The 20,447-nt window shown below is 70.5% G+C and carries 16 protein-coding genes and 1 pseudogene; 8 read left to right on the top strand and 9 right to left on the bottom strand.

Going from position 1 to position 20,447, the window contains the following annotated elements; translation table 11 throughout:
• The first annotated feature begins 23 nt into the window (after positions 1-23).
• Positions 24-1,394, top strand: coding sequence for an ROK family protein (locus ACWCO8_RS05835; RefSeq protein ID WP_451031108.1), 1,371 nt, complete (start codon positions 24-26; stop codon positions 1,392-1,394).
• A 357-nt stretch (positions 1,395-1,751) separates the two neighbouring features.
• A complete protein-coding gene (locus tag ACWCO8_RS05830) occupies positions 1,752-2,153 on the top strand; it encodes an aggregation-promoting factor C-terminal-like domain-containing protein (RefSeq protein ID WP_451031107.1) in 402 nt (133 codons plus the stop codon).
• Positions 2,154-2,331: 178 nt separating this feature from the next.
• Here the strand turns inward: ACWCO8_RS05830 and hemG are convergent, their stop codons facing one another.
• The 6 genes from hemG to ACWCO8_RS05800 are packed head-to-tail and all read right to left on the bottom strand — an operon-like array spanning position 2,332 to position 11,446.
• Complete coding sequence (gene hemG, locus ACWCO8_RS05825) at positions 2,332-3,723, bottom strand: protoporphyrinogen oxidase (protein ID WP_451031106.1); 1,392 nt, start codon at positions 3,721-3,723, stop codon at positions 2,332-2,334.
• Positions 3,711-4,895 carry a TIGR04053 family radical SAM/SPASM domain-containing protein gene (locus ACWCO8_RS05820; protein WP_451031105.1) on the bottom strand — a complete coding sequence of 395 codons (1,185 nt, stop codon included), beginning with the start codon at positions 4,893-4,895 and terminating at the stop codon, positions 3,711-3,713. The genes hemG and ACWCO8_RS05820 overlap by 13 nt, the downstream gene beginning before the upstream one ends.
• A complete protein-coding gene (narI, locus tag ACWCO8_RS05815; RefSeq protein WP_451031433.1) occupies positions 4,892-5,617 on the bottom strand; it encodes a respiratory nitrate reductase subunit gamma in 726 nt (241 codons plus the stop codon). Before narI ends, ACWCO8_RS05820 begins: the two co-directional genes overlap by 4 nt.
• Positions 5,617-6,243 carry a nitrate reductase molybdenum cofactor assembly chaperone gene (gene narJ, locus ACWCO8_RS05810; RefSeq protein ID WP_451031104.1) on the bottom strand — a complete coding sequence of 209 codons (627 nt, stop codon included), beginning with the start codon at positions 6,241-6,243 and terminating at the stop codon, positions 5,617-5,619. Before narJ ends, narI begins: the two co-directional genes overlap by 1 nt.
• On the bottom strand, positions 6,240-7,778 hold the full coding sequence (gene narH / locus ACWCO8_RS05805; RefSeq protein WP_451031103.1) for a nitrate reductase subunit beta: 1,539 nt from the start codon (positions 7,776-7,778) through the stop codon (positions 6,240-6,242). The genes narJ and narH overlap by 4 nt, the downstream gene beginning before the upstream one ends.
• Complete coding sequence (locus ACWCO8_RS05800; RefSeq protein ID WP_451031102.1) at positions 7,778-11,446, bottom strand: nitrate reductase subunit alpha; 3,669 nt, start codon at positions 11,444-11,446, stop codon at positions 7,778-7,780. Before ACWCO8_RS05800 ends, narH begins: the two co-directional genes overlap by 1 nt.
• 338 nt (positions 11,447-11,784) lie before the next feature.
• Here ACWCO8_RS05800 and ACWCO8_RS05795 point away from each other — a divergent pair, with 338 nt between their 5' ends.
• A complete protein-coding gene (locus ACWCO8_RS05795) occupies positions 11,785-12,534 on the top strand; it encodes a YwiC-like family protein (protein ID WP_451031101.1) in 750 nt (249 codons plus the stop codon).
• 48 nt (positions 12,535-12,582) lie between these two features.
• On the opposite strand, the gene ACWCO8_RS05790 is transcribed toward ACWCO8_RS05795, so the two are convergent.
• Positions 12,583-13,011 carry a hypothetical protein gene (locus ACWCO8_RS05790; protein ID WP_451031100.1) on the bottom strand — a complete coding sequence of 143 codons (429 nt, stop codon included), beginning with the start codon at positions 13,009-13,011 and terminating at the stop codon, positions 12,583-12,585.
• 400 nt (positions 13,012-13,411) lie between these two features.
• Between ACWCO8_RS05790 and ACWCO8_RS05785 the strand changes: the two genes are divergently transcribed.
• Positions 13,412-15,037: a nitronate monooxygenase gene (locus ACWCO8_RS05785; RefSeq protein ID WP_451031099.1), complete on the top strand. Its 1,626-nt coding sequence runs from the start codon at positions 13,412-13,414 to the stop codon at positions 15,035-15,037.
• A gap of 27 nt (positions 15,038-15,064) precedes the next feature.
• Here the strand turns inward: ACWCO8_RS05785 and ACWCO8_RS05780 are convergent, their stop codons facing one another.
• The gene (locus ACWCO8_RS05780) at positions 15,065-15,691 is read right to left on the bottom strand and encodes a DUF6368 family protein (RefSeq protein WP_451031098.1); all 627 of its coding nucleotides are present in this window, start codon (positions 15,689-15,691) and stop codon (positions 15,065-15,067) included.
• A gap of 144 nt (positions 15,692-15,835) precedes the next feature.
• Between ACWCO8_RS05780 and ACWCO8_RS05775 the strand changes: the two genes are divergently transcribed.
• Positions 15,836-16,354 carry a hypothetical protein gene (locus ACWCO8_RS05775; RefSeq protein ID WP_451031097.1) on the top strand — a complete coding sequence of 173 codons (519 nt, stop codon included), beginning with the start codon at positions 15,836-15,838 and terminating at the stop codon, positions 16,352-16,354.
• Between the two features lie 87 nt (positions 16,355-16,441).
• Here ACWCO8_RS05775 and ACWCO8_RS05770 read toward each other — a convergent pair whose 3' ends face one another.
• Positions 16,442-17,620, bottom strand: a complete 1,179-nt coding sequence (locus ACWCO8_RS05770; protein WP_451031096.1) for a DNA gyrase subunit B — start codon at positions 17,618-17,620, stop codon at positions 16,442-16,444.
• Positions 17,621-18,118: 498 nt separating this feature from the next.
• Between ACWCO8_RS05770 and ACWCO8_RS05765 the strand changes: the two genes are divergently transcribed.
• The 3 genes and pseudogenes from ACWCO8_RS05765 (at position 18,119) to ACWCO8_RS05755 (ending at position 20,217) form a co-directional block, all read left to right on the top strand.
• Positions 18,119-18,502: a hypothetical protein gene (locus tag ACWCO8_RS05765; RefSeq protein WP_451031095.1), complete on the top strand. Its 384-nt coding sequence runs from the start codon at positions 18,119-18,121 to the stop codon at positions 18,500-18,502.
• 69 nt (positions 18,503-18,571) lie between these two features.
• Positions 18,572-18,652: pseudogene (locus ACWCO8_RS05760) on the top strand (carbonic anhydrase); the annotation flags it as partial.
• Positions 18,653-18,717: 65 nt separating this feature from the next.
• Positions 18,718-20,217 (top strand): SulP family inorganic anion transporter, encoded by a 1,500-nt coding sequence (locus ACWCO8_RS05755; protein WP_451031094.1) that lies wholly within the window; start codon positions 18,718-18,720, stop codon positions 20,215-20,217.
• Positions 20,218-20,447 lie beyond the last annotated feature (230 nt).

Below are 20,447 nucleotides of genomic sequence, written 5' to 3'. Positions count from 1 at the left end.
GAGAGACGAGGAACGAGGAACGAGTGAAGGCTGACCCGCGAACGGCGGCGCCTGCGAACGCCGCCCTGTCCGGGCCCGCGCAGCCGCGCGACCGGCGGTCCCTCCGGCGCACCAACCTCGGTGTGGTGCTGCGGATCCTGCGCGACGCGGGGCCGCGTTCACGCGCCCAACTCGCCGGCGACACGGGGCTGCCGAAGCCGACCATCACCAACCTGGTCGCCGAACTCGTCACCCTGGGCCTCGTCAGCGAGGGGCCCGCGCAGCGGGAAGGCGCCGTCGGCCGCCCCGGCACCCTGGTCCACCTCGACGGCCGGGACATCTGCGGGATCGGCGTGGAGATCAGTACGAGTTACGTGTACGTCCTCGCCCTCAGCCTGACCGGCGACATCGCGTACGAGCACCGCAGCCCGGTCGACGTCGCCCGTGCCGGAACCGACGCGGTGCTCGACCGTGCGGCGCGGTCCGTCCAGGCCTGCCTGGCCGCCCTGGAACAGGACGGCAAGCGACCGATCGGCCTCACGCTGGCCGTACCGGGAGTGGTGGACCCGAGCCTGGGCGCCGTCGCGTACGCACCCGCCCTCGGCTGGCGGAACGTCCCGGTCGCCGAGGAGCTGCTCGCCCGCCTGGCACCGGCCCCGCCCCGTCTCACCGCCGAGAACGTCGCCGTCGAGAACGACGCGAAGGCCGGCGCGATGGCGGAGTACGTACGGGTCCAGGACATGGCCGGGCAGGACGTGGCCGGGCAGGAGTTGGGTGCGGGTGGGGGTGTGCACGACATGGTCTGCATCACCGGCGAACGCGGTATCGGCGCCGGCATCATCAGCGACGGCCGTCTGCTGCGCGGCCGCCGCGGCTTCGCCGGCGAGGTCGGCCACATGCCGCTCGGCCCGCGCGGCACTCCCGGGTCTCTCAGCCCTCTCGAGTCTCTCGGCCCTCTCGGCTCCGAGCCTCGCGTCTGCGTGTGCGGACGATACGGATGCTGGGAGACGCTGGTCGGACTCGACGCCATCCTCCGCCTCGCCGCCGACGACGGCGACGAAATCCGCGACCCGGCCGTCGAGTTGGAGACCCGGCTCGCCGAACTCCACCGCCGCGCCGAGGACGGCGACCCGCGCACCCTGGAGGCGCTCGACCGCGTCGCGGACGATCTGGGTCTGGGCATCGCGGTCCTCGCCGACGTGCTGAACCCCGGCGTGGTGGTACTCGGCGGCTACTTCACGCACATCGGCGACCTCATGCTCGACCGCGTGCGACACGTGGTCCGCGACCGGGTGATGGCGCCGGACGCCGGCGGCTGCGAGGTCCTGCTCTCCACCCTGGGGTTCACGGCGGCGGCCCGAGGGGGCGCGTATCTGGCCCTCGACGCGGTGTATCAGGACCCGAGCGCGGTGTGACGGACCGGTGCCTGAGGGGTCCCTCTGGGGTGAGGCGCCCCACAGGACCTAGGTCACGTACGAGGCGGCATAGGAGAGAGCGCATACCCTCCTAAATCCCCACACACCCGTCGTCGACCTGCGGAAACGTCCCATCCCCCGCCCCGTGACCTTCGTCGCGGGTCCGACTCCGCTTCGTACCGGGGGTCGTTGCGTCGCCCGTTCGGCCCTGCTTGTCTGGTGGACGTCGCCAGGCAGCAGCGCTCCAGCGCAGTTCCTCGGTCAGGCGGATTCCCCCAGTCTCCGGGTTCCCCGGTTCTGGTTCCGTCTTGCCGAAATCGCCCGGCGCGCCCCTTGTCCCCGACGTTAGGTCGCTTCGTGTTCCGCTCGCTCTCCGCTCGTGTCTCGTCCCGCAAGAAGACCTTCGCCGTCTCCGCAGCCGTGCTGCTGGGCGCCTCGGGTGCGGTGCTCGGCACGACGTCCACGGCCTCGGCCGCGACGCCGCAGGAGATTGCGAAGAAGATCGTCCCGGCTTCGCAGTACGCGTCGTTCAGCAAGATCGTCAACCACGAGTCCGGCTGGAACCCCTCCGCCACCAACTCCTCCAGCGGCGCCTACGGCCTCGTCCAGGCCCTCCCGGCCTCCAAGATGTCCACGGCCGGCAAGGACTGGAAGACCAACCCCGCCACCCAGATCAAGTGGGGCCTCAACTACATGAACGAGCGCTACGGCTCCCCCAACGCCGCCTGGGCCTTCTGGCAGGCCAACGGCTGGTACTAAGAGTCACCCCACCGACTCCCAGCCACCACAGCACACGCTGCGCCCGGCAGCACACGCAGCGCCGGCAGCACCCGCAGCACCCGCAGCACCCGCAAGGCCCCGCCCTCCTCACGGAGGGGCGGGGCCTGCCGCGTTTCCGACGCACGGAGGGGCGGGGCCTGCCGCGTTTCCGACGCGCTCAGAGCCCGCCCATCACCGCCCGCGCCGCCGTGAAGCCGCTCGCGACGCAGGCCGAGACGCCGACCCCGTCGTAGGCGGCGCCGCACACGGCCAGGTCCGGATGCCCGGCGAGACCGCCCCGTATGCGGCGGACCCGTTCGCGGTGGCCCACGTGGTACTGGGGGAGGCCCCTGTCCCAACGGGTCACCTCTGTCGCGAGGGGGCCGCCGAGCGGGCCGATCGCCGCGGTCAGGTCCGCCAAGGTGGCCCGGATCAGCTGCCGGTCGGTGAGTGACGACACCGTGTCGTTGCCCGCCCGGCCCAGCGACGCGCGCAGAAGGAACACGTCCGGAGCCGCGTCGGACTGCCAGCTCCACTTCGTGGACAGGAACGTGGCGCCCTTGACGGCGCCTCCCTCGCCTGGGGGTACGAGGAATCCGTTGCGCTCGGTGAGGGCGCCCGGAGTCGTCCCGTCCCGGCTGAACGCGAGGGTGACCACCGCGCTCGTCGCGTGATCGATCCCGGCCAGGGCTTCGGCGGCGAGAGGGGCGTGCGGCCGGAGCAGAGGCGCGGCCCCGTGGGCCGGCAGGGCCAGGACCACGGCGTCCGAGTCGATGGTGAGGAGACCGTCGGCCGTCGCCGCGTGCGTACGCCAACCGCCCGCTCCCCGCGGCTCGGTGTCCAGCGCCAGGGCCGCGGTGCCGGTCAGGACCGTGGCGCCCGAGGCCCGCGCGACCTCCTGCGCGAAGTGGCCCAGGCCGCCGGCCATGCCCCGTACCGGCGCGGGACGCGGTGCGTTCCCGCTCGTGGAAACCTTGCGGCGCAGTGCGGCGAGCAGCGGCTCACCGTCCTGGGCTATCGCGGCCAGCTGGGGCATCACCGAGGCGAGCGACAGACGGTTCACATCACCCGCGTGGATGCCGCCGAGCAGTGGCGCGATCAGCCGCTCCACCGCCTCCTCACCCAGTACGGGCTTCAGGTATTCGCCCACGGTCACATCCGTCGACGTCGTCGGGGGTACGAGGTCCTCGGCGCGACGCAGTCGCGCCATCCCGTCGTCGGACAGCAGGCCGGAGGCCGCGAGTTCGTCGAGCCGGGTCGGGATCCCCATCACGTGCCCGGCTGGCATGGTGCGCAGGGCGCCCCTGCTCCAGATGGTGACCGGCGCGGGCCGTGGTGTGCACAGCGCGTCGGCGAGGCCGACGTCCTCGGCGAGGCGCACCGCCTCGGGCCGCATCGCCGTCATCGACTCCGCGCCGAGGTCGACGGGGACGCCTGCGACATTTCCGGTACGGAGCTTGCCGCCGACCTGGGGCGCGGTGTCGAGCACGACCACGCGGGCGGTGTCGCGCAGGGCCCAGGCCGCTGCGAGACCGCTGATGCCTCCGCCGATGACGGTCACGGTGCGCATGCCGCGAGCACCTCCTGCAGTTCGGTCCGGTGGGGGAACGTGCCGGGTTCGTAGGCGCACCAGGGGTCGGTGGCGAACAGGTCGCCGTGCACGGCGTGCGCGCGCGAACGGGAGCCGCCGCACAGCCGGTTGAACTCGCACTGCCCGCAGGCACCCCGCAGGTTCCCCACCTCGCGCAGGGAGGTGAACAGGTCGGAGGTGCGGTAGAGCTCGGTGAGGGAGCGGTCCTTGACGTTTCCGGCCGACACGGGGAGGAAGCCGCTCGGGTGCACCTCACCGGTGTGGGAGACGAAGACGAAGCCGCGCCCCGACGACACGTCCATGGGCGGCCTGCGGACGCCGCGGTGCGGTCCGTCGAAGAGGCGCAGTTCGTCGGCGCGCGCGGTGAGCCGGCGGTGCAGCGGGCCGAGTGCGGGCCGGGTTCCGCACCGCTCGTGCAGGGTGCGCTGGAGCACGACGCGCCGGAAGTGATGGGCCTCGGTTGTTTTCGTCGCGATGACGGATCCGCAGTCGTAGAGGAAGTGCAGGGCGTCCTCGACCTCCTGCGGGGTCAGCGCGTCCAGGCCGGCGCCGCGGCCGGTGGGCACGAGGAGGAATCCCGACCACAGCATGGCGCCCTCGCGGCGTACGAGGGCCGCGATGTCGGCCAGATCGTCGAGGCTGTGCCGGGTGAGGGTGGTGTTGATCTGGACCTTCAGGCCCAGTTCCCGGGCCGCGCGCCACGCGTCGACCGTCCACTGGAACACGCCGTCGACACCGCGGAAGGCGTCGTGCCGCGCTGCGGTGGAGCCGTCGACCGACAAGGACAGGGCGACGGCGCCCGCGTCGCGGACGGCGGTGAGGTTGGCGCGGGTCAAGGTGGGTGTCCCCGAGGGGGACACGGCGACGCGAAGCCCGAGCGAAGTGCCGTAGGAGATCAGATCGTTGAGGTCCTCCCGCTGGAACGGGTCACCTCCCGTGATCACGAACAGGGGCGAGGGGCGGCCGAATTCGGCGACCTGGCGCATGAGGGCACGCGCGTCGGGGCCGTCGAGTTCGCGCGGGTCGCGGGCCGGCTGGGCGCTGGCACGGCAGTGGTGGCAGGCGAGGGGGCACGCCCGGGTGGTCTCCCAGATGACGATGAAGGGTCGCTCCGCGATGCTGTGGCGCGGTGAGCGGATGGCGCGGCTCATGAGACGCGCTCCCAGCCCCGCCGCTTCGGCCGCTGGGCCTGCTGCCGCGGGTCGCGGCGGCGGTAGACGACGTACGGCCGGAACAGGTAGCGCACCGGGGCCGTGAACATGTGGACCAGGCGCGAGTACGGGATGAGGGTGATGAGTGCGAAGCCGAAGAGGATGTGCAGCTTGAAGGCGAGAGGGGTGCCGGCCATCAGCGCGTAGTCCGGCCGGAGGACGAATAGGGAGCGGAACCAGACCGAGATGCCCTCGCGGTAGTTGTACTCCCCGGTCGCCCCCACCGAGTTGAGGACGGTCGCGGTCAGGCCGAGCAGCATCGCACCGATCAGGACCGTGTACATCAGGTGGTCGCTGCGCAGCGTCGCGCGGCGCACGGCCGGCACGCTGAGGCGGCGGTACACGAGGATGCCGATGCCGGCGATCGCCGCGACGCCCGCCAGCGTGCCGGTGCTCACGGCGAGGAGGTGGTACAGGTGGTCGTCGACGCCGACGGCGTCGGTCCAGCTCTGCGGGATCAGCAGGCCCACGACATGGCCGACCACGACGAACGCCATGCCGAAGTGGAACAGCGGCGAGCCGATCCGCAGCAGCCGTGACTCGTGCAGTTGCGAGGAGTGGGTGGTGATGCCGAACCGGTCGTGGCGTCCCCGCCACACCAGGCCCGCGACGAGCAGGACGAGGACGGTGTAGGGCAGGACGCCCCACAGCAGCAGGTCCATCATGCCGAGGTCCTTTCGGGCAGCTTGGGCCAGGGCAGGTCGACGCCGGGGCCGAGGGGTTCGAGGCCGACGCTCTCGCGGGGAGGCCCCTTGCGGGCCAGGGCCTTGGCCTCCTCACGGGTGGCGGGTGTGGGTCCGGGGAGGGTGGCGCTGACCGCCTGGAGGAGGAGTGCGTACGGCGTGCCGTGGTCGGTCAGGGCGAGCCGGAGCAGTTCGAGACCGGCCCGGTGATCCTCGAGGAGTGCGGTGCCCGCCTCCTCCTCCAGGGCCGCGAACTCCAGCATCACGGGCAGGAAGTCGGGCAGTTCACCGCCGTCGAAGCGGTGGCCGTGGTCGCGGTAGGTGCGCTGGACGCGTACCAGCGACAGGCCGCGGTTGCGGGTGTCGCCGTCGGTCCACCACGTCATGTACAGACACCGGCGGTTGCGGGTGTCGAAGACCGAGGTGTAGTGCGCGGCGAGGTCCAGGGGCCGCTCGCCCTCCACGAAGGCCAGGAACCGCGTCAGCTCGGGGATCTCCACCTGCGCGGTGAGCTTCCGCAGGAGGGGCAGTTCCCCGTACAGCTGCTCGTCGGGGTGGACCAGCAGCCGGGCGGCCGCGAGCCGGATCCGTGCGTGCGGTGTCATGAGGACCTCCGGGTCCTGGAAAGGTTGAGCAGGACGGGCTGCCCGGGGGCGGACGCCACGGGGCAGTCGCCGTCGAGTGGCTGCGAGCCGTCGAGGGGATGCGAGTCGGCCAGCGCGTCCGCGTCCGCCCGCGCCGCCGAGGGGACCACGTAGCGGTCCTCGTACTTGGCGACGGCGAGCAGCCGGAACATGTCCTCCAGTTCCTGGCCCGTCAGCCGTGCCGCGTCGGCGATCGCCGGATCCGGCTCCTCACCCAGGTTCCGGCTGCGCATATGGGCCCGCATCGCGGCCATCCGCCGCAGCACCGCGTCGACCGGGTACGTGTCACCCGCCGTGAGGAGTGCGGCCAGGTACTCGACGGGGATGCGCAGGTTGTCGATCGCGCCGAACAGATTGCCCGCGTCCTCGCCGTCGTGACCGGTCGCGGCCACCGCCTCCACGACCGGGGACAGCGGCGGGACGTACCAGACCATGGGCATGGTGCGGTACTCGGGGTGCAGCGGCAGCGCCACCTGATAGGTGCGGATCAGGTCGAAGACGGGGGAGCGGCGGGCGGCGTCGAGCCACTCGTCGGTGATCCCGCTCGCCCGCGCCGCCTCGGCGACCGCCGGGTCGTTCGGGTCGAGGAAGCACTCCAACTGGGCCGGGTACAGGTCGTGTTCGTCCTCGACGGCCGCGGCCTCGGCGACCTTGTCGGCGTCGTACAGCATCACACCCAGGTAGCGCATGCGGCCCACGCACGTCTCGGAGCAGATGGTGGGCATGCCCAGTTCGATGCGCGGGAAGCAGAACGTGCACTTCTCGGCCTTGCCGGTGGCGTGGTTGAAGTAGACCTTCTTGTACGGGCACGAGCTCACGCACATCCGCCAGCCGCGGCACTGGTCCTGCTCCACCAGGACGATGCCGTCCTCCTCGCGCTTGTACATCGCGCCCGACGGGCAGGCGGAGACGCACGCCGGGTTGAGGCAGTGCTCGCAGATCCGCGGCAGGTAGAACATGAAGCTCTGCTCGAACTCGAACCGGATCCGCTCGCCGACCTGGTCGCGCACCTGCTCCACCAGCGGGTCCTTCGGCCCGTGCTCGGGGGCGCCACCGAGGTTGTCGTCCCAGTTGGGGCCCCACTCGATGGTGTCCATCGGCAGGCCCGTCGTCTGCGAGTACGGGCGCGCCACCGGCATGTCGTCGCCCGCCGGGGCGTCGGTCAGATTCTTGTACTCGTACGTCCACGGCTCGTAGTAGTCGTCGACCGTCGGCAGATCCGGGTTGGCGAAGATCGTGCCGAGCCGCTTCAGACGGCCGCCCGCCTTCAGCCGCAGCCGGCCGGAGCGGGTGCGCTCCCAGCCGCCCTTCCACCGTTCCTGGTCCTGCCAGCGGCGCGGATAGCCCTGGCCGGGCAGGGTCTCGACGTTGTTGAACCACACGTACTCGGTGCCGCGCCGGTTGGTCCACGCCTGCTTGCAGGTGACGGAACAGGTATGGCAGCCGATGCACTTGTCGAGGTTCATGACCATCGCGATCTGTGCGAGGACACGCATCAGTAGTCGACCTCCTGGCTGCGACGGCGGATCACGGTGACCTCGTCACGCTGGTTCCCGGTCGGGCCCAGGTAGTTGAAGGCCCACGTCAACTGGGCGTAGCCGCCGATGAGATGGGTGGGCTTGATCATGATTCGGGTGAGGGAGTTGTGGATGCCGCCGCGGCGGCCCGTCTTCTCCGTCTTCGGCACACCGACCGTGCGCTCCTGGGCGTGGTTCATGTAGACCGTGCCGGGCGGCATCTTGTGGGACACGATCGCGCGGGCCGCGACGACACCGTTGCGGTTGACGGCCTCCACCCACTCGTTGTCCCGGACCCCGATCGCCTCGGCGTCCTGCGGCGACATCCAGACGGTCTGACCGCCGCGACCCAGGGTCATCATGTAGAGGTTGTCCTGGTACTGGGAGTGAATGGCCCACTTGTTGTGCGGGGTGAGGAACCGCACCGCCACCTCACGCCCGTCGGTCACCGAGCCGAGCTCGGGCTCTCCGTACAGGCGGTGCATGTTCAGCGGTGGCTTGTACACGGGCAGGGCCTCGCCGACCTCGTGCAGCCAGTCGTGGTCGAGGAAGAAGTGCTGCCGGCCGGTGAGGGTGTGCCAGGGCTTGAGGTGCTCGGTGTTGATGGTGAAGGCGGTGTAGCGACGGCCTCCGGACTCGCTGCCGGACCACTCCGGTGAGGTGATGACCGGCACCGGAGCGGCCTGGGTGTCGGCGAAGGTGATGCGCTTGCCCTCGTGCTCGGCGGCCAGGTGCGCCATCTCCTGTCCGGTACGGGCCTCCAGGGTGTGGAAGCCCTGGGTGGCGAGGCGACCGTTGGAGGTGCCGGACAGGCTCAGGATCGCCTCGCAGGCGCGCTGCGCCGTGTCCAGGCGCGGCCGCCCGTCGGCGACACCGCCGCGTACCGCGCCGTTCTTCGCGCGCAGATGGGCGACTTCATCGCCGACGTCGAAGGTGACCGCCTTCGTCGTCACGCCGAGGGTGTCGACGAGCGGGCCGAGCGCCGCGAACTTCTCGCCGATCGCGCCGTAGTCGCGCTCCACGACGGTCAGGTTGTACATGGTGCGGCCGGGCACCGGTTCGCACTCGCCGCGCGCCCAGTCACGGGCTACGCCACCGGGCTGTGCCATCTCGCCGCCCGCGGTGTCGTGTTGGAGGGCGGTGGCGACCAGGTCCTTGCGTACGCCGAGGTGCTCGCGTGCCAGGTCGCTGAAGCGCCGGGCGATCGTCAGGAAGGCGTCGTAGTCCGTACGGGCCTGCCACGGCGGGTCGATGGCCGGCGTGAACGCGTGCAGGAAGGGGTGCATGTCGGTGGACGACAGGTCGTGCTTCTCGTACCAGGTGGCCGCCGGCAGGATCACGTCCGAAAGCAGGGTCGTCGACGTCATCCGGAAGTCGAGTGAGAGCAGCAGGTCGAGCTTGCCCTCGACGTCCTCGTCCCGCCACCGGATGTCGCGCGGGCTGCAACGAGGGCCGTCCGCAGGCAGGTTGGAGTGCGTCCCGAGCAGGTGCTTGAGGAAGTACTCGTTGCCCTTGGAGCTGGAGCCGAACAGATTGGCCCGCCACACGGTCATCACGCGCGGCCAGTTCTCCGGGGCGTCCGGGTCCTCGGCGGCGACCTTCAGCGTGCCCGCCTTGAGCTCCCGCACGGCGTCCGCGACGGGGTCCTCACCCGCGCCGAGTTCCAGGGGGTTGCGGTCGAAGGTGGGGTACGAGGGCATCCAGCCCATGCGCGCCGAAGCGGCCAGGCAGTCCGCACCGGTCATCCCGGCGAACCGCCCCTCACCCGTCTGCGCGGCGAGCGACTCGGCGGGCAGGGTGTCGTAGCGCCACTGCCCGGTGTGCAGGTAGAACCAGCCCGCGCCGATCATCTGACGCGGCGGACGCGACCAGTCGGAGGCGGCCGCGAGAGTGGCCCAGCCGGTGACGGGGCGGCACTTCTCCTGGCCCACGTAGTGGCCCCAGCCGCCGCCGTTGCGCCCCTGGCAGCCGGTGAGGGTGAGGAGGGCCAGGAAGGCGCGGTAGATGGTCTCGGAGTGGAACCAGTGATTGGTGCCGGCGCCCATCAGGATCATGCAGCGGCCGTTCGAGCGCTCCGCGGTGTCGGCGAACTCGCGCGCCACGCGCACGGCCTGGGCCGCGGGCACGGAGGTCAGCGTCTCCTGCCAGCCGGGGGTGCCGGGCGTCGTCGCGTCCTCGTACGAGGTGGGCCACTGCCCCGGAAGGCCCGGGCGCCCGACCGCGTACTGGGCGAGCATCAGGTCGAACACGGTCGTGACGAGCCGGCCACCGACGCGGCGCACGGGCACGCCACGCGTCACGGTGCCGGGCGCGCCCTCCTCGAAGCGGGGCAGGACGACTTCGGCGCGGTCACCTTCGGTGCCGTCGCTGCCGGCCTCGTACAGACTCAGCCTCGGCACGACATCGCCCAGGTCGAGGTTCCATTCGGGCTTGTCGCCGTCGCTCCAGCGGTGACCGAGCGTCCCGTTGGGGACCGTCGGATCCCCTGTGGCGTCGTCGAGGAGGACCGGCTTCCACGCGGCGTTCTCGACGTCCTGGCCGAGGTCGGCGGCGGTGAGGAACTTGTCCGGGAGGAGGCCGGAGTCCGACTCCTTGAGGGTGACGAGGAACGGCAGGTCGGTGAACCGGCGCACATAGTCGGTGAAGAACGGCGTCTGCCGGTCGACGAAGAACTCCTTGAGGACCACATGCCCCATCGCCAGCGCGAGCGCGCCGTCGGTCCCGGGGTGCGGGTGCATCCACTCGTCGGCGAACTTGGTGTTGTCCGCGTAGTCCGGGGACACGGCGACGACCTTCTGGCCGCGGTAGCGCGCCTCGGTCATCCAGTGGGCGTCCGGGGTCCGCGTGACGGGAACGTTGGAGCCCCACATCATCAGATACGCGGCGTCCCACCAGTCACCCGACTCCGGTACGTCGGTCTGGTCGCCGAACACCTGAGGTGAGGCGACCGGCAGGTCGGCATACCAGTCGTAGAACGACAGCATCGGCGCGCCGATCAGCGAGTGGAAGCGGGCGCCGGCCGCGTGCGAGGCCATCGACATCGCCGGGATCGGTGAGAAGCCGGCGACGCGGTCGGGCCCGTGCTGCTTGATGGTGTGGACGTGCGCGGCCGCGACGATCTCCACGGCCTCGTCCCAAGTCGCCCGCACCAGGCCGCCCTTGCCGCGCGCCTTCTGGTAACGGCGGCGCCGCTCGGGGTCGTTCTGGATGTCCGCCCACGCGAGCACGGGGTCCTTCAGGCGCTTTTTCGCCTCGCGGTACATCTCCAGCAGGGCGCCGCGGACGTACGGGTAGCGCACGCGGGTCGGCGAGTACGTGTACCAGGAGAAGGAGGCGCCGCGCGGGCAGCCGCGGGGCTCGTACTCGGGGCTGTCCGGGCCGACGCTCGGATAGTCCGTGGCCTGCGTCTCCCAGGTGATGATGCCGTCCTTGACGTACACCTTCCACCGGCACGAGCCGGTGCAGTTCACACCATGCGTCGAGTGCACGACCTTGTCGTGGCTCCAGCGGTCCCGGTAGAACGACTCCGCTTCACGGCCGCCGGTGCGCGTCACGGTCCGCAGGTCGTCCGAGACCGTGTCGCGGCTGAAGAACCGTCCGGCCTTGATCAGGAGGTCGGCGGGGTCACCGCCCTGCTTCTTCTGCAACGGGACTCCTCTTGAGCATGTGCGAATGCGCCTGGGTCGTGCTCGACGGGGCATGAGCGCCGCAAGGCCACGACCTGGTGAGCCTATGAGGGGTATGTGAGGGGTTTTGCCGCCATTGGTCCCGTCATCCCGGGCCCAATGGAGCAACCTTCCGGTCCCGAGGACGTACGAAGGCCACCTGGTGGGACCCCGGTCACCTCACCGGCAGGACCTTCGCCCCTCGGCGGCGGGCCCACAGCACCTGCACGCCGTACGGCTGAGCAGCCAGCCTGAAAGGCGGCGACCGTACGACCGTTTCGGGACGGCGCATCGACACCGCACTTGAGGGGATGGACCGGATGGCTTCGCGTGCCCTGCGCCGATGGCTCCCGCAACAGCACGGCGCCTGGGCGATGCTGCTCGTGCCGCTGCTCGCGGGGATGCTGCTGGCAGAGCCGAGCCCCTGGCACGCCGTGCTGCTGGCCGCATGGCTGCTGACGTACATGGCCCTCTTCCACGCCCAGCAGTGGCTGCGCCTGCGCCGCCACTCCCGCAACCCCCGGGCCGCCGGCCGCCATGCGCGCCCCGCCCTGGTCTTCACAGCGGCCCTACTCCCTCTCGCCGCGGCACTCGTCGTCCACGCCCCGTGGCTACTGCTCGCCACCGCCTGCGCGCTGCCGCTCCTCGCGGTCAACTGCTGCTACGCACGGGCCAACCGCGAGCGAGCCCTGGTCAACGGCCTCGTCGCGGTGGTCCCCGCGTGCGGAGTACTCCCGGTCGCGGTGCTGCTGGGCGGGGGTACGTGGGTACAAGCAGGCCTGCCCGCGCTCGCCTGTCTCCTCTACTTCACCGGCACGGTCTGGTACGTGAAGACGATGATCCGCGAGCGCGACAGCCGTGCGTACGGATGGGCGTCGGCACTGTTCCACGTTGTGGCGCTGGCGGTGGCCTGGTTCTACTTCTCCCCCTGGCTCACGGCCTTCTTCGCCGTCTGCCTCGCCAGGGCGCTGCTGATGCCGCGGCTCGGCAGGATGAGGCCGGCGGTGGTGGGGGCCGTGGAGGTGGTGCTGTCCGTACTGCTGCTGATGGCGGTGGTCGCGTACGGCTAGAGGGTGTCTCCTTGATGGTTCGGGCAGTCACTGGACTCGCCTGCCCGGTTAGTCATTGATGCGATATGGGACATCCGAAGGCCCAGCGAGGACCCGTACATCGAAGGGGCTCATGTCGTTGTCGTGGTCCTTTGCGGTGAACCCGGCCGCTGACAGGATGGCGATTACCGCAGCGGCCATCGCGACTTTGGCCTCACCGGACTGCCGGATCGCCGCCGTCACTCCCAGCCCCAGCTTCAAATCTTCAATGGCGGTGTTCCGCAGGTGAAGGCTCACCTGCCAGCTCACTACGACTTCGGGGTCCTGACCGTGCAACGGATGGTTCCAGGTGTCCACCGTGACCAGGGCGCCGACAGAGATCTCGGGTGCGAGACCAGGTTCGACCACGGGCAGCCCGGCCGTGGCAAGTTCGTCGCGGACCCGCTGGGCCAGCAGCTCGAGCGGAGCCCAAACGTCTCCATCGCCTGTCTTCACCATGCCTGCAACATATCCAACCGCTACGAACGAGGACACGACGTTTGGTGAGCCGAACACCCCAACGTGCACTTTGACCAGCGGAAACTCTGCGCCGGAGCGTACAACCGACACATTGGGCACCCGGTCGGCCCGCCTGGATCACTGGGCCGGAGCCCTGGACGGCATCGATGCGGAGGAGCTTCGGGCTGCAAAGACGATTACCTCTGCTTCATCGCGGACGATCCCTGTGTGGTGGAAGTCCGTGAAGAGGCACGCTCTAGAGCCCTTGGTGGTCCCGCAGGTCATTGGTCCCGTCCAGTGGGGCCGTTCGACGCCCGCGGTCCTCTCCGATATGCCGAACAATGAGGACATGGAGAACCTACGGTTCCGTAGGTTACGAGGCGAGAGCGATGAGAGCCCCATGCCGACGACGAACGCAGCACTGCCCCAGGTCATCCAAGGCGGCATGGGGGTGGGTGTGTCCGGCTGGCAGCTCGCGCGGGCCGTCTCCCGTACGGGACAGCTCGGCGTCGTTTCCGGCACCGCGCTCGGCACCGTCCTCGCCCGCAGGCTCCAGTTCGGCGACGCCGACGGGGACGTCCGCCGCGCGCTGGCCGCCTTCCCGGTGCCCGCCCTCGCGGCCGCCGTCCTGGAGCGCTACTACGTACCCGGCGGCCTCCCCGACGGGGAACGTTTCCTCACGGAGCCGATGCTGCGCGTCGAACGCGGTGAGCCGGCGGACCTGCTCACCGTGATCGGCAACTTCGTCGAGGTATGGCTCGCCAAGGAGGGGCACGACGGACTCGTCGGCGTGAACTACCTGGAGAAGATCCAACTCGCCCTCGCACCGGCGTTGTTCGGCGCCATACTTGCCGGAGTCGACCATGTGCTCGTAGGCGCTGGTGTTCCCGGGCACATACCCGACCTCGCCACTCGGCTGTCCCGTGCCGAGCCCGTGACGGTGAAGATCGCGGTCGACGGGGACGAGGCGGCGTACGAGCACCACTTCGACCCGCGAGCGCTGCTGCAGACGGAACTGCCCGCTCCGGCGGCCGAGTCCGAGTCCGAGTCCGAGTGCGGCGGGGGCGAGGGGCCGTGCAAGTGCGGGGGTACGGGCAAGGGGCGTCAGGCCGGGGAGGGCCGGGTTCAAGAGGTGGAGATAGGCGCGCGACCGACACCGGTCGGCGGCCTCGGCGCGGACGTGGTGGCCGGCAGCCTGGGCGCGGACGTCGTGGCCGGGCTGAAGCGTCCCGACGTGCTCGCCATCGTCTCGCTGCCCGTCCTCGCCTCGTACCTCGCCCGTGACGAGGCCACCAAGCCCGACGGGTTCGTCATCGAGACCCACGGGGCCGGCGGCCACAGCGCCCCGCCGCGTGGCGCGCTCACGCTGGACGACGACGGCAACCCGATCTACGGCCCGCGCGACATGCCCGACCTCGCCAAGATGAGCGCGCTCGGCATCCCGTACTGGCTCGCGGGTGGCGTCGCGCACCCCGAGCGGCTTGCCGCTGCGCGCGCGGCCGGTGCGGCGGGGGTACAGGTCGGCAGCGCGTTCGCCCTGTGCGAGGACTCCGGCATGACGGCCGAACTGCGTACGGAGGTCACGTCCCGTGCGCGGCAGGGCACGTTGAAGGTGCGGAACAACCCGTCCGCGTCCCCGACGGCTTTCCCCTTCAAGGTGGCCGATCTGCCGGGCACCCTCTCCGAACCCACGGTGGCCGAGAACCGCCGCCGCGTCTGCGACCTCGCCTACCTCCGTACGCCCTACCGCACCCCCAAGGGCGGCATCGGCTACCGCTGCCCGGCCGAGCCCGAGGCCGCCTACGTCCGCAAGGGCGGCCATTCCGCGGCCACCGACGGCAAGCTCTGCCTGTGCAACGGCCTCCTCGCCACGATCGGCCTCGGCCAACGCCGCCCCGGCGGCACGGTGGAACCCCCGGTCGTCACCCTCGGCCAGGACCTCGACTTCCTGAACGACCTCAGCCCGAGCGGCGAGGAGTACACGGCGTCGGATGTCGTGGAGTGGCTGGTGGGTGCTCGCGGTTGAAGTCGCTGCAGAGGGAGGCCGCCGTTCCTACTTGATCATGTGGAAGTCGGGGTGGCCGAGCCAAGCCCTCAGGAAGTCCCGGTCGCCGACGTGGCTGTACCAACTGCCGCCGCCGTATGCGGCGTAGGGCATCTCCCAGACGCGGCCCGGCAGCGAGGACACCAGAGCCCGGGCCTCCGCGAGGCGTACGGCCTCCTCCTCGGCATCGACGTCGTGGAGGGAGAAGCGGTACCCGAGCAGGCCGCCGAAGTCGATCAGCGCGTCGAAGCGGTTCGCCAGAGCCAGGGCGAGGTGCCCAAGGGCCAGGTGGTTCTGCCGCCCTGAGCAATAGGAGAACAGGGTCAGTTCAACAATGGGTGGGCTGGCGAGCCCAGGGAACCCCAGCTCTTGGTAGTCCTCCAGAGATGCCGGACCAAGATGGAACGGTCCGAGTGGGTCGTCCAGCAGCTCAAGTCCGATTGCGGCGGGCCGAATGACGTCGAACTCAAGCGATTCGTCGTTCCCCGCTCGCACGTCGCAGAAGCTCTCCAGCCACGGGAGGGCATCGAGGGCACTACGCTGCTCCGTCAGCCACAGCCCTACCGCAGGCCCACCCATCGCATCCTCCTCAACACGGCGATGCCGCTCAGCGTGACGCTCGGGGAGTGGATCCACCACTGGATTTTCACCGCCCCTGGTGGGTGGCTTCGACCACGACGGTCCGGCGCACGGCGAAGCCGGGAATCGCGTCGACGTGCTCGGCCCGAAGGCCCGGGCGGCGCCTGCCTTTCTGTCGTACCCCGCTTCTATGCTCCTGCGATGACCTCTTACCAAGGCACGCACCGCACCGTTCCTGTCCGGGTGGGTGGCCGCCAAGCCCAGATCGACGAGCAGCTCGCACCCACGATCCAGGCGATCTGGGAGTGCGGGTTCGACACCTTGACCTGCTGTCAGGATCTCGCGGAGAGCAACGCGGACTGGCCGGAGAAGCTACCGCACATGGCGGAGTGGGTGGACTCCCGGCGTGGATGGATGCTCATCGACTTCCCGGTCGACGACGGACTCGCGTTTCTCTCCGCCGTCGCGAACGCCGGTCCGCGGGATGCGTTCTACGTGCGGATGACGCACTGGGCAGCCCCGGACGCATGGGACGTGACGATCAAGCCGATGGACGCGGCCATGTTCGACGAGGATCTCCCCTCGCGATTCCGCCAGCAACTGCTCCAGGTGAGCTTTCCGGCCTCTGACCTGCCGGAACTGACCCGGCGCCTCCGCGAACACGCCGCAGGCCGCTCGGTGCCGCCGGCACCCGCCGACTGGAGCACTGTGGGCCGCTAGGTATCGGGGAGGACCAGGGCGGGTCCGCGTGAGCAGATGGCCCGCCAGGCAGAAGACGGGTACGGGTCCCCACCTCGCCACCGAGGCTCAAGCCCCAGCCGGCCCTGGCCATGGATCGGCGGCGATCCGGCCTACGACGGCCGAGGCCAGACGTGGGTTCTCTGCCAACCACGTGATCAGGTGTTTCTGGACGGCCGACGCGATGGATGCGCGCACTTCGGCATTGCCCAAGATGGCGCGTGTGGCGCCTTCGAACTCGGGACGGTCGAGTTTCACCGAGACGACCGCGGTGAGGCCGTCGAAGATCCGGTCAGGGCTGAGATCGGTGTCCGTCTCAGGCAGCAGCTGCCTCCCTCGTACGAAGGTGTTGATCGCCGCAGCAACCCCCTCTCTGAAGCCCACCACGTGCGTCCCACCCCCGGGCGTGGGCTTGCTGTTCGCGAAGCTCTGGATGCCGCCTGTGAGGGTGCGGCTCCACATCAGGGCGACCTCGACAGACCCGGGGATCCGAGGATCCTCGTGCTCGAAGCCGAAGACGTCCGTCGAATCGGCTGTCCCGGCCTGCGCGGCGATGAAGGCGACGAAGTCCTTGGCGCCGCCCGGGAAGAGGAATCGCTCCGATCGTGGCTCCCTTGGAGGGCGACGGTCGGTCAGGGAGATGCTGAGGCCGCGGTTCAGGAACGCCAGCGTTCTGAAGCGCTCCGCCAGCGCCTCGAACGAGCACTCCGCCGTACCGAAGATGTCGGCGTCGGGCCGGAACGCAATGACGGTTCCGGTTCCCGTCGTGGGCCCCTCGGCCGACGGTGGGCCGGCCGGAGTGCCGCAGTCGAAGTGCTGTACCCAGCGCACCCCCTCGCGCCGGACCTCCGCCGTCAGGCGGCTCGACAAGGCGTTGGCGACGAAGGGGCCCATGCCGCAGAGGCCTACCTCCACGAAACGGTGGCCGTCGCGCCGCGGCCCGGCGTGCATTTGAGTCAGCAGCTCTTCGAGAGCAGGTCCACCCGCATGCCCGGCGGCCTCGACAGGAACCCCGGGTCCGTCGATGGCGACCCGCACCCAGCCGTCGGGTTCCAGCGCGACGTCGACGTGGTCGGCACGACCGGCGAGAACCTCGTTCACCGCCCAGTCGGAGACCTCATACACCTGGTTGTGCAGCCCCCACTCACTGGTCGAGCCCACGTACATCCCTGGGCGTTTCCGGATGGCCTCCAGCCCCTCCCACACCTGAATGTGGGCGGCCGTGTACGGATTCGTGGCGTCACTCATGAAGTCCCCCTCCAACGGGTGTCCAGCGCAGCCTCCAGCCTAGAGAGTTGGGCGGAAAGCACCAGGTCAGGGGCCTACTTGTCGGGGCCGTGGGTGGGCGGGTGGTGGACTGTCAGGAGTCGGACGGCCTGGGGCTCGTGAACGCCGGTCGGAGAGCGCCCGAGGTGCCAGTATTCGCGCTACCGAGCCCATTCTTGGCAGCCTTGAGGCCTCCGATTTCGTAGTGTCGCGCCGCGCGGCGTACGGCTACGTGGTGGCCTCTATCGACGGCTGTGAGAGCGGGCCACGCAGGGCTCGACCTGACGGACTCTCGGGGTGTGGACCCCTTCCGACGCTGCCGTTCGCGTCAACATCAGGCTGATTCCATTCGAAAACCTTCGTATGCCACGGGTGTTGCGGCGTGCCCTCCACATGGGCGCATTACTCTTCGTTGACTCGCCCTTGGGCTTGCTTTGGTGAAGTTGGGTGATGGCGCGACCGGAGGGAGGTGTGTTCGCGATGTCTTCCTCCCGCGTGTCCGTGGCCCTGCGCGCGACGCTCCTTCTCGTCCTCGCGCTCCTCTGCGGCACGTGTGTCCTGCCCACCTCCGTCGCCGGGCCCGTGGTGCCCCAGCTCCAGCAGCCTCGCGTTCAGCAGGCCGCGTCGGCCGTGGCGTACGAGTCCGTGCATGCCGGGGGCGGCGAGGTCGATGCGCCCAGGGGCTCCGTCCTCCATCGTGACCGGCGCCGGGCCGTCACCGCGCCCGTGGGCCCTCCCGGCCCGCCGCCGCTCGTCGCGCGCACCGCACCGCCGGTCACGCATCCCTCGGCCGGTGGTCCGGACACTCGGCCGAGACCCCTCGCCGCCCACGAACCCTCCGCCCTCCAGGTGTTCCTCTGCTGACAGGCGGCACCACTCCGCGCCGACCTGTCAGCCCGACGCGCCCCCACGGCGCGCCAGGAGGAAACATTCATGCAGCCCCTCATCGACAACGCCCGCCGATTCGGACAGCGCCCTGAGGAGTTCGCCCCGCCCACCGCGGGCCAGTCCCCGACCGATGCCACCACCCCACTGCGCCGGCTGCGCAGCTGGTCCGCGCAGTGAGGAGGGACGTCCGGATGCCGCGCTCCTTCCCCTCCTTCTCGTTCCCCTTCCTGCGGCAGGACTTCGCCGCCTCGCTCGTCGTCTTCCTCGTCGCCCTCCCGCTCTGCCTCGGCGTCGCCGTCGCGTCCGGTGTCCCCGCCGAACTGGGCCTCATCACCGGCATCGTCGGCGGAATCGTCACCGGCCTCATGCGGGGCAGCAGCCTTCAGGTCTCCGGACCCGCCGCCGGGCTCACCGTGCTCGTTCTCGAGGCCGTGCGGGCCTTTGGCCTGCCCGCGCTCGGAGTCATCGTGCTGGTGGCCGGCCTGCTGCAGATCGCCATGGGCCTGCTCCGGTGGGGGCGCTGGTTCCGTGCGATCTCCCTCTCCGTCGTCGAGGGCATGCTTGCGGGCATCGGCCTGATCATCATCGCCGGCCAGCTCTACGCCGCGGCGGGCCTGCCCGCCCCGGCTTCCGGTCTCGACAAACTGACCGGCCTGCCGGGCGCCCTGGTCGGGGCGCTGGGCAGCCGTACGGCCCTTGTGTCGCTCGCCCTCGGGACCGGCACCGTTCTCGTCATCGTCGGCTGGCGGCGGTTGCCGCGCCGGGCGCGGGCGGTGCCCGGGGCCCTCGTGGCGGTCCTGCTGGCCGCCCTCGCGACCGCCGTGTTCGGCCTTCCGATGGAGACCGTGCGGGTGAGCGGCGTACTGGAGGCCGTCCATCTGCCGGGCGTCGAGGCCCTCTCGTCGCTCGCCGATCCCGCCCTCCTCGGCACGGTCCTCGCGTTCGCCCTGATCGCCTCCGCCGAGTCGCTGTTCAGCGCGGCGGCGGTCGACCGGCTCCACTCGGGACCGCGGACGGACTACGACAAGGAACTCGTCGCCCAGGGCTCGGGCAACGCGCTCTGCGGCCTGCTCGGTGCCCTGCCGCTCACCGCGGTCATCGTGCGCAGCTCGGCCAATGTCGAGGCCGGCGCCCGGACGAAGGCGTCCCGAGTCCTCCACGGTGTCTGGCTGTTGCTCTTCGTCGCCCTGCTGCCCGCCGTCCTCGCGTACATCCCGTTGGCCGCGCTGGCCGGGATCCTCGTGCACGCGGGCTGGAAGCTCATCCCGTTCAAGGGCGTCATGACGCTCTGGCACCGTCACCGGGGCGAGGCCCTCGTCCTCGTGGCGACGGCGACGGCGATCGTCGCGGTCGGCATGTTCGAGGGCGTCCTGATCGGCCTCGTCCTGTCGGTCGCGAAGGCCGCCTGGGAGGCCTCGCACCTGCGGATCGAGCACAGCGACGACGGACGCGGCGCGGTCCGCGTACGGCTCCAGGGGACGGTCACCTTCCTGCGGCTGCCGCAGATACTCGACAGCCTGGAAGCCCTGCCGACCGACCGACGCGTGGTCCTGGACCTCTCCGGGGTCCACCACCTCGACCACGCCTGCCGGGCAGCGCTGGAGACGTGGGCCGAACGGCACAGCGGCGCCGACGCCGAGGCCGTCCGCGCCGAGGGCGCGTCCGCAGGCTCGGTGAGCAGCCCGCGCTGAAACCGGTGGGCACACGGGGGCGACGCGCGCCGCGTCGCCCCCGTTCGCGGTCCTCCCATGTCTGCCGTAAGTCAATGACCAGAATAGTTGCGTAGATAGACTCACTAGTCGATGCTGGGCGCCGTGGATTTCGTCCGATGCGCCGCGTGCCCACCGGCGAGCCGCACGAACTCGCCTGCCCTGCAGCGCGGTTGCTCGCGACGTGACTTCAACTACGGAACGTAGGAGGC

It is taken from the genome of Streptomyces sp. NPDC001927 (assembly GCF_053594455.1).
Note: the sequence above shows the minus strand (reverse complement) of the source record. Positions and strands in the feature narration are given on the sequence as shown.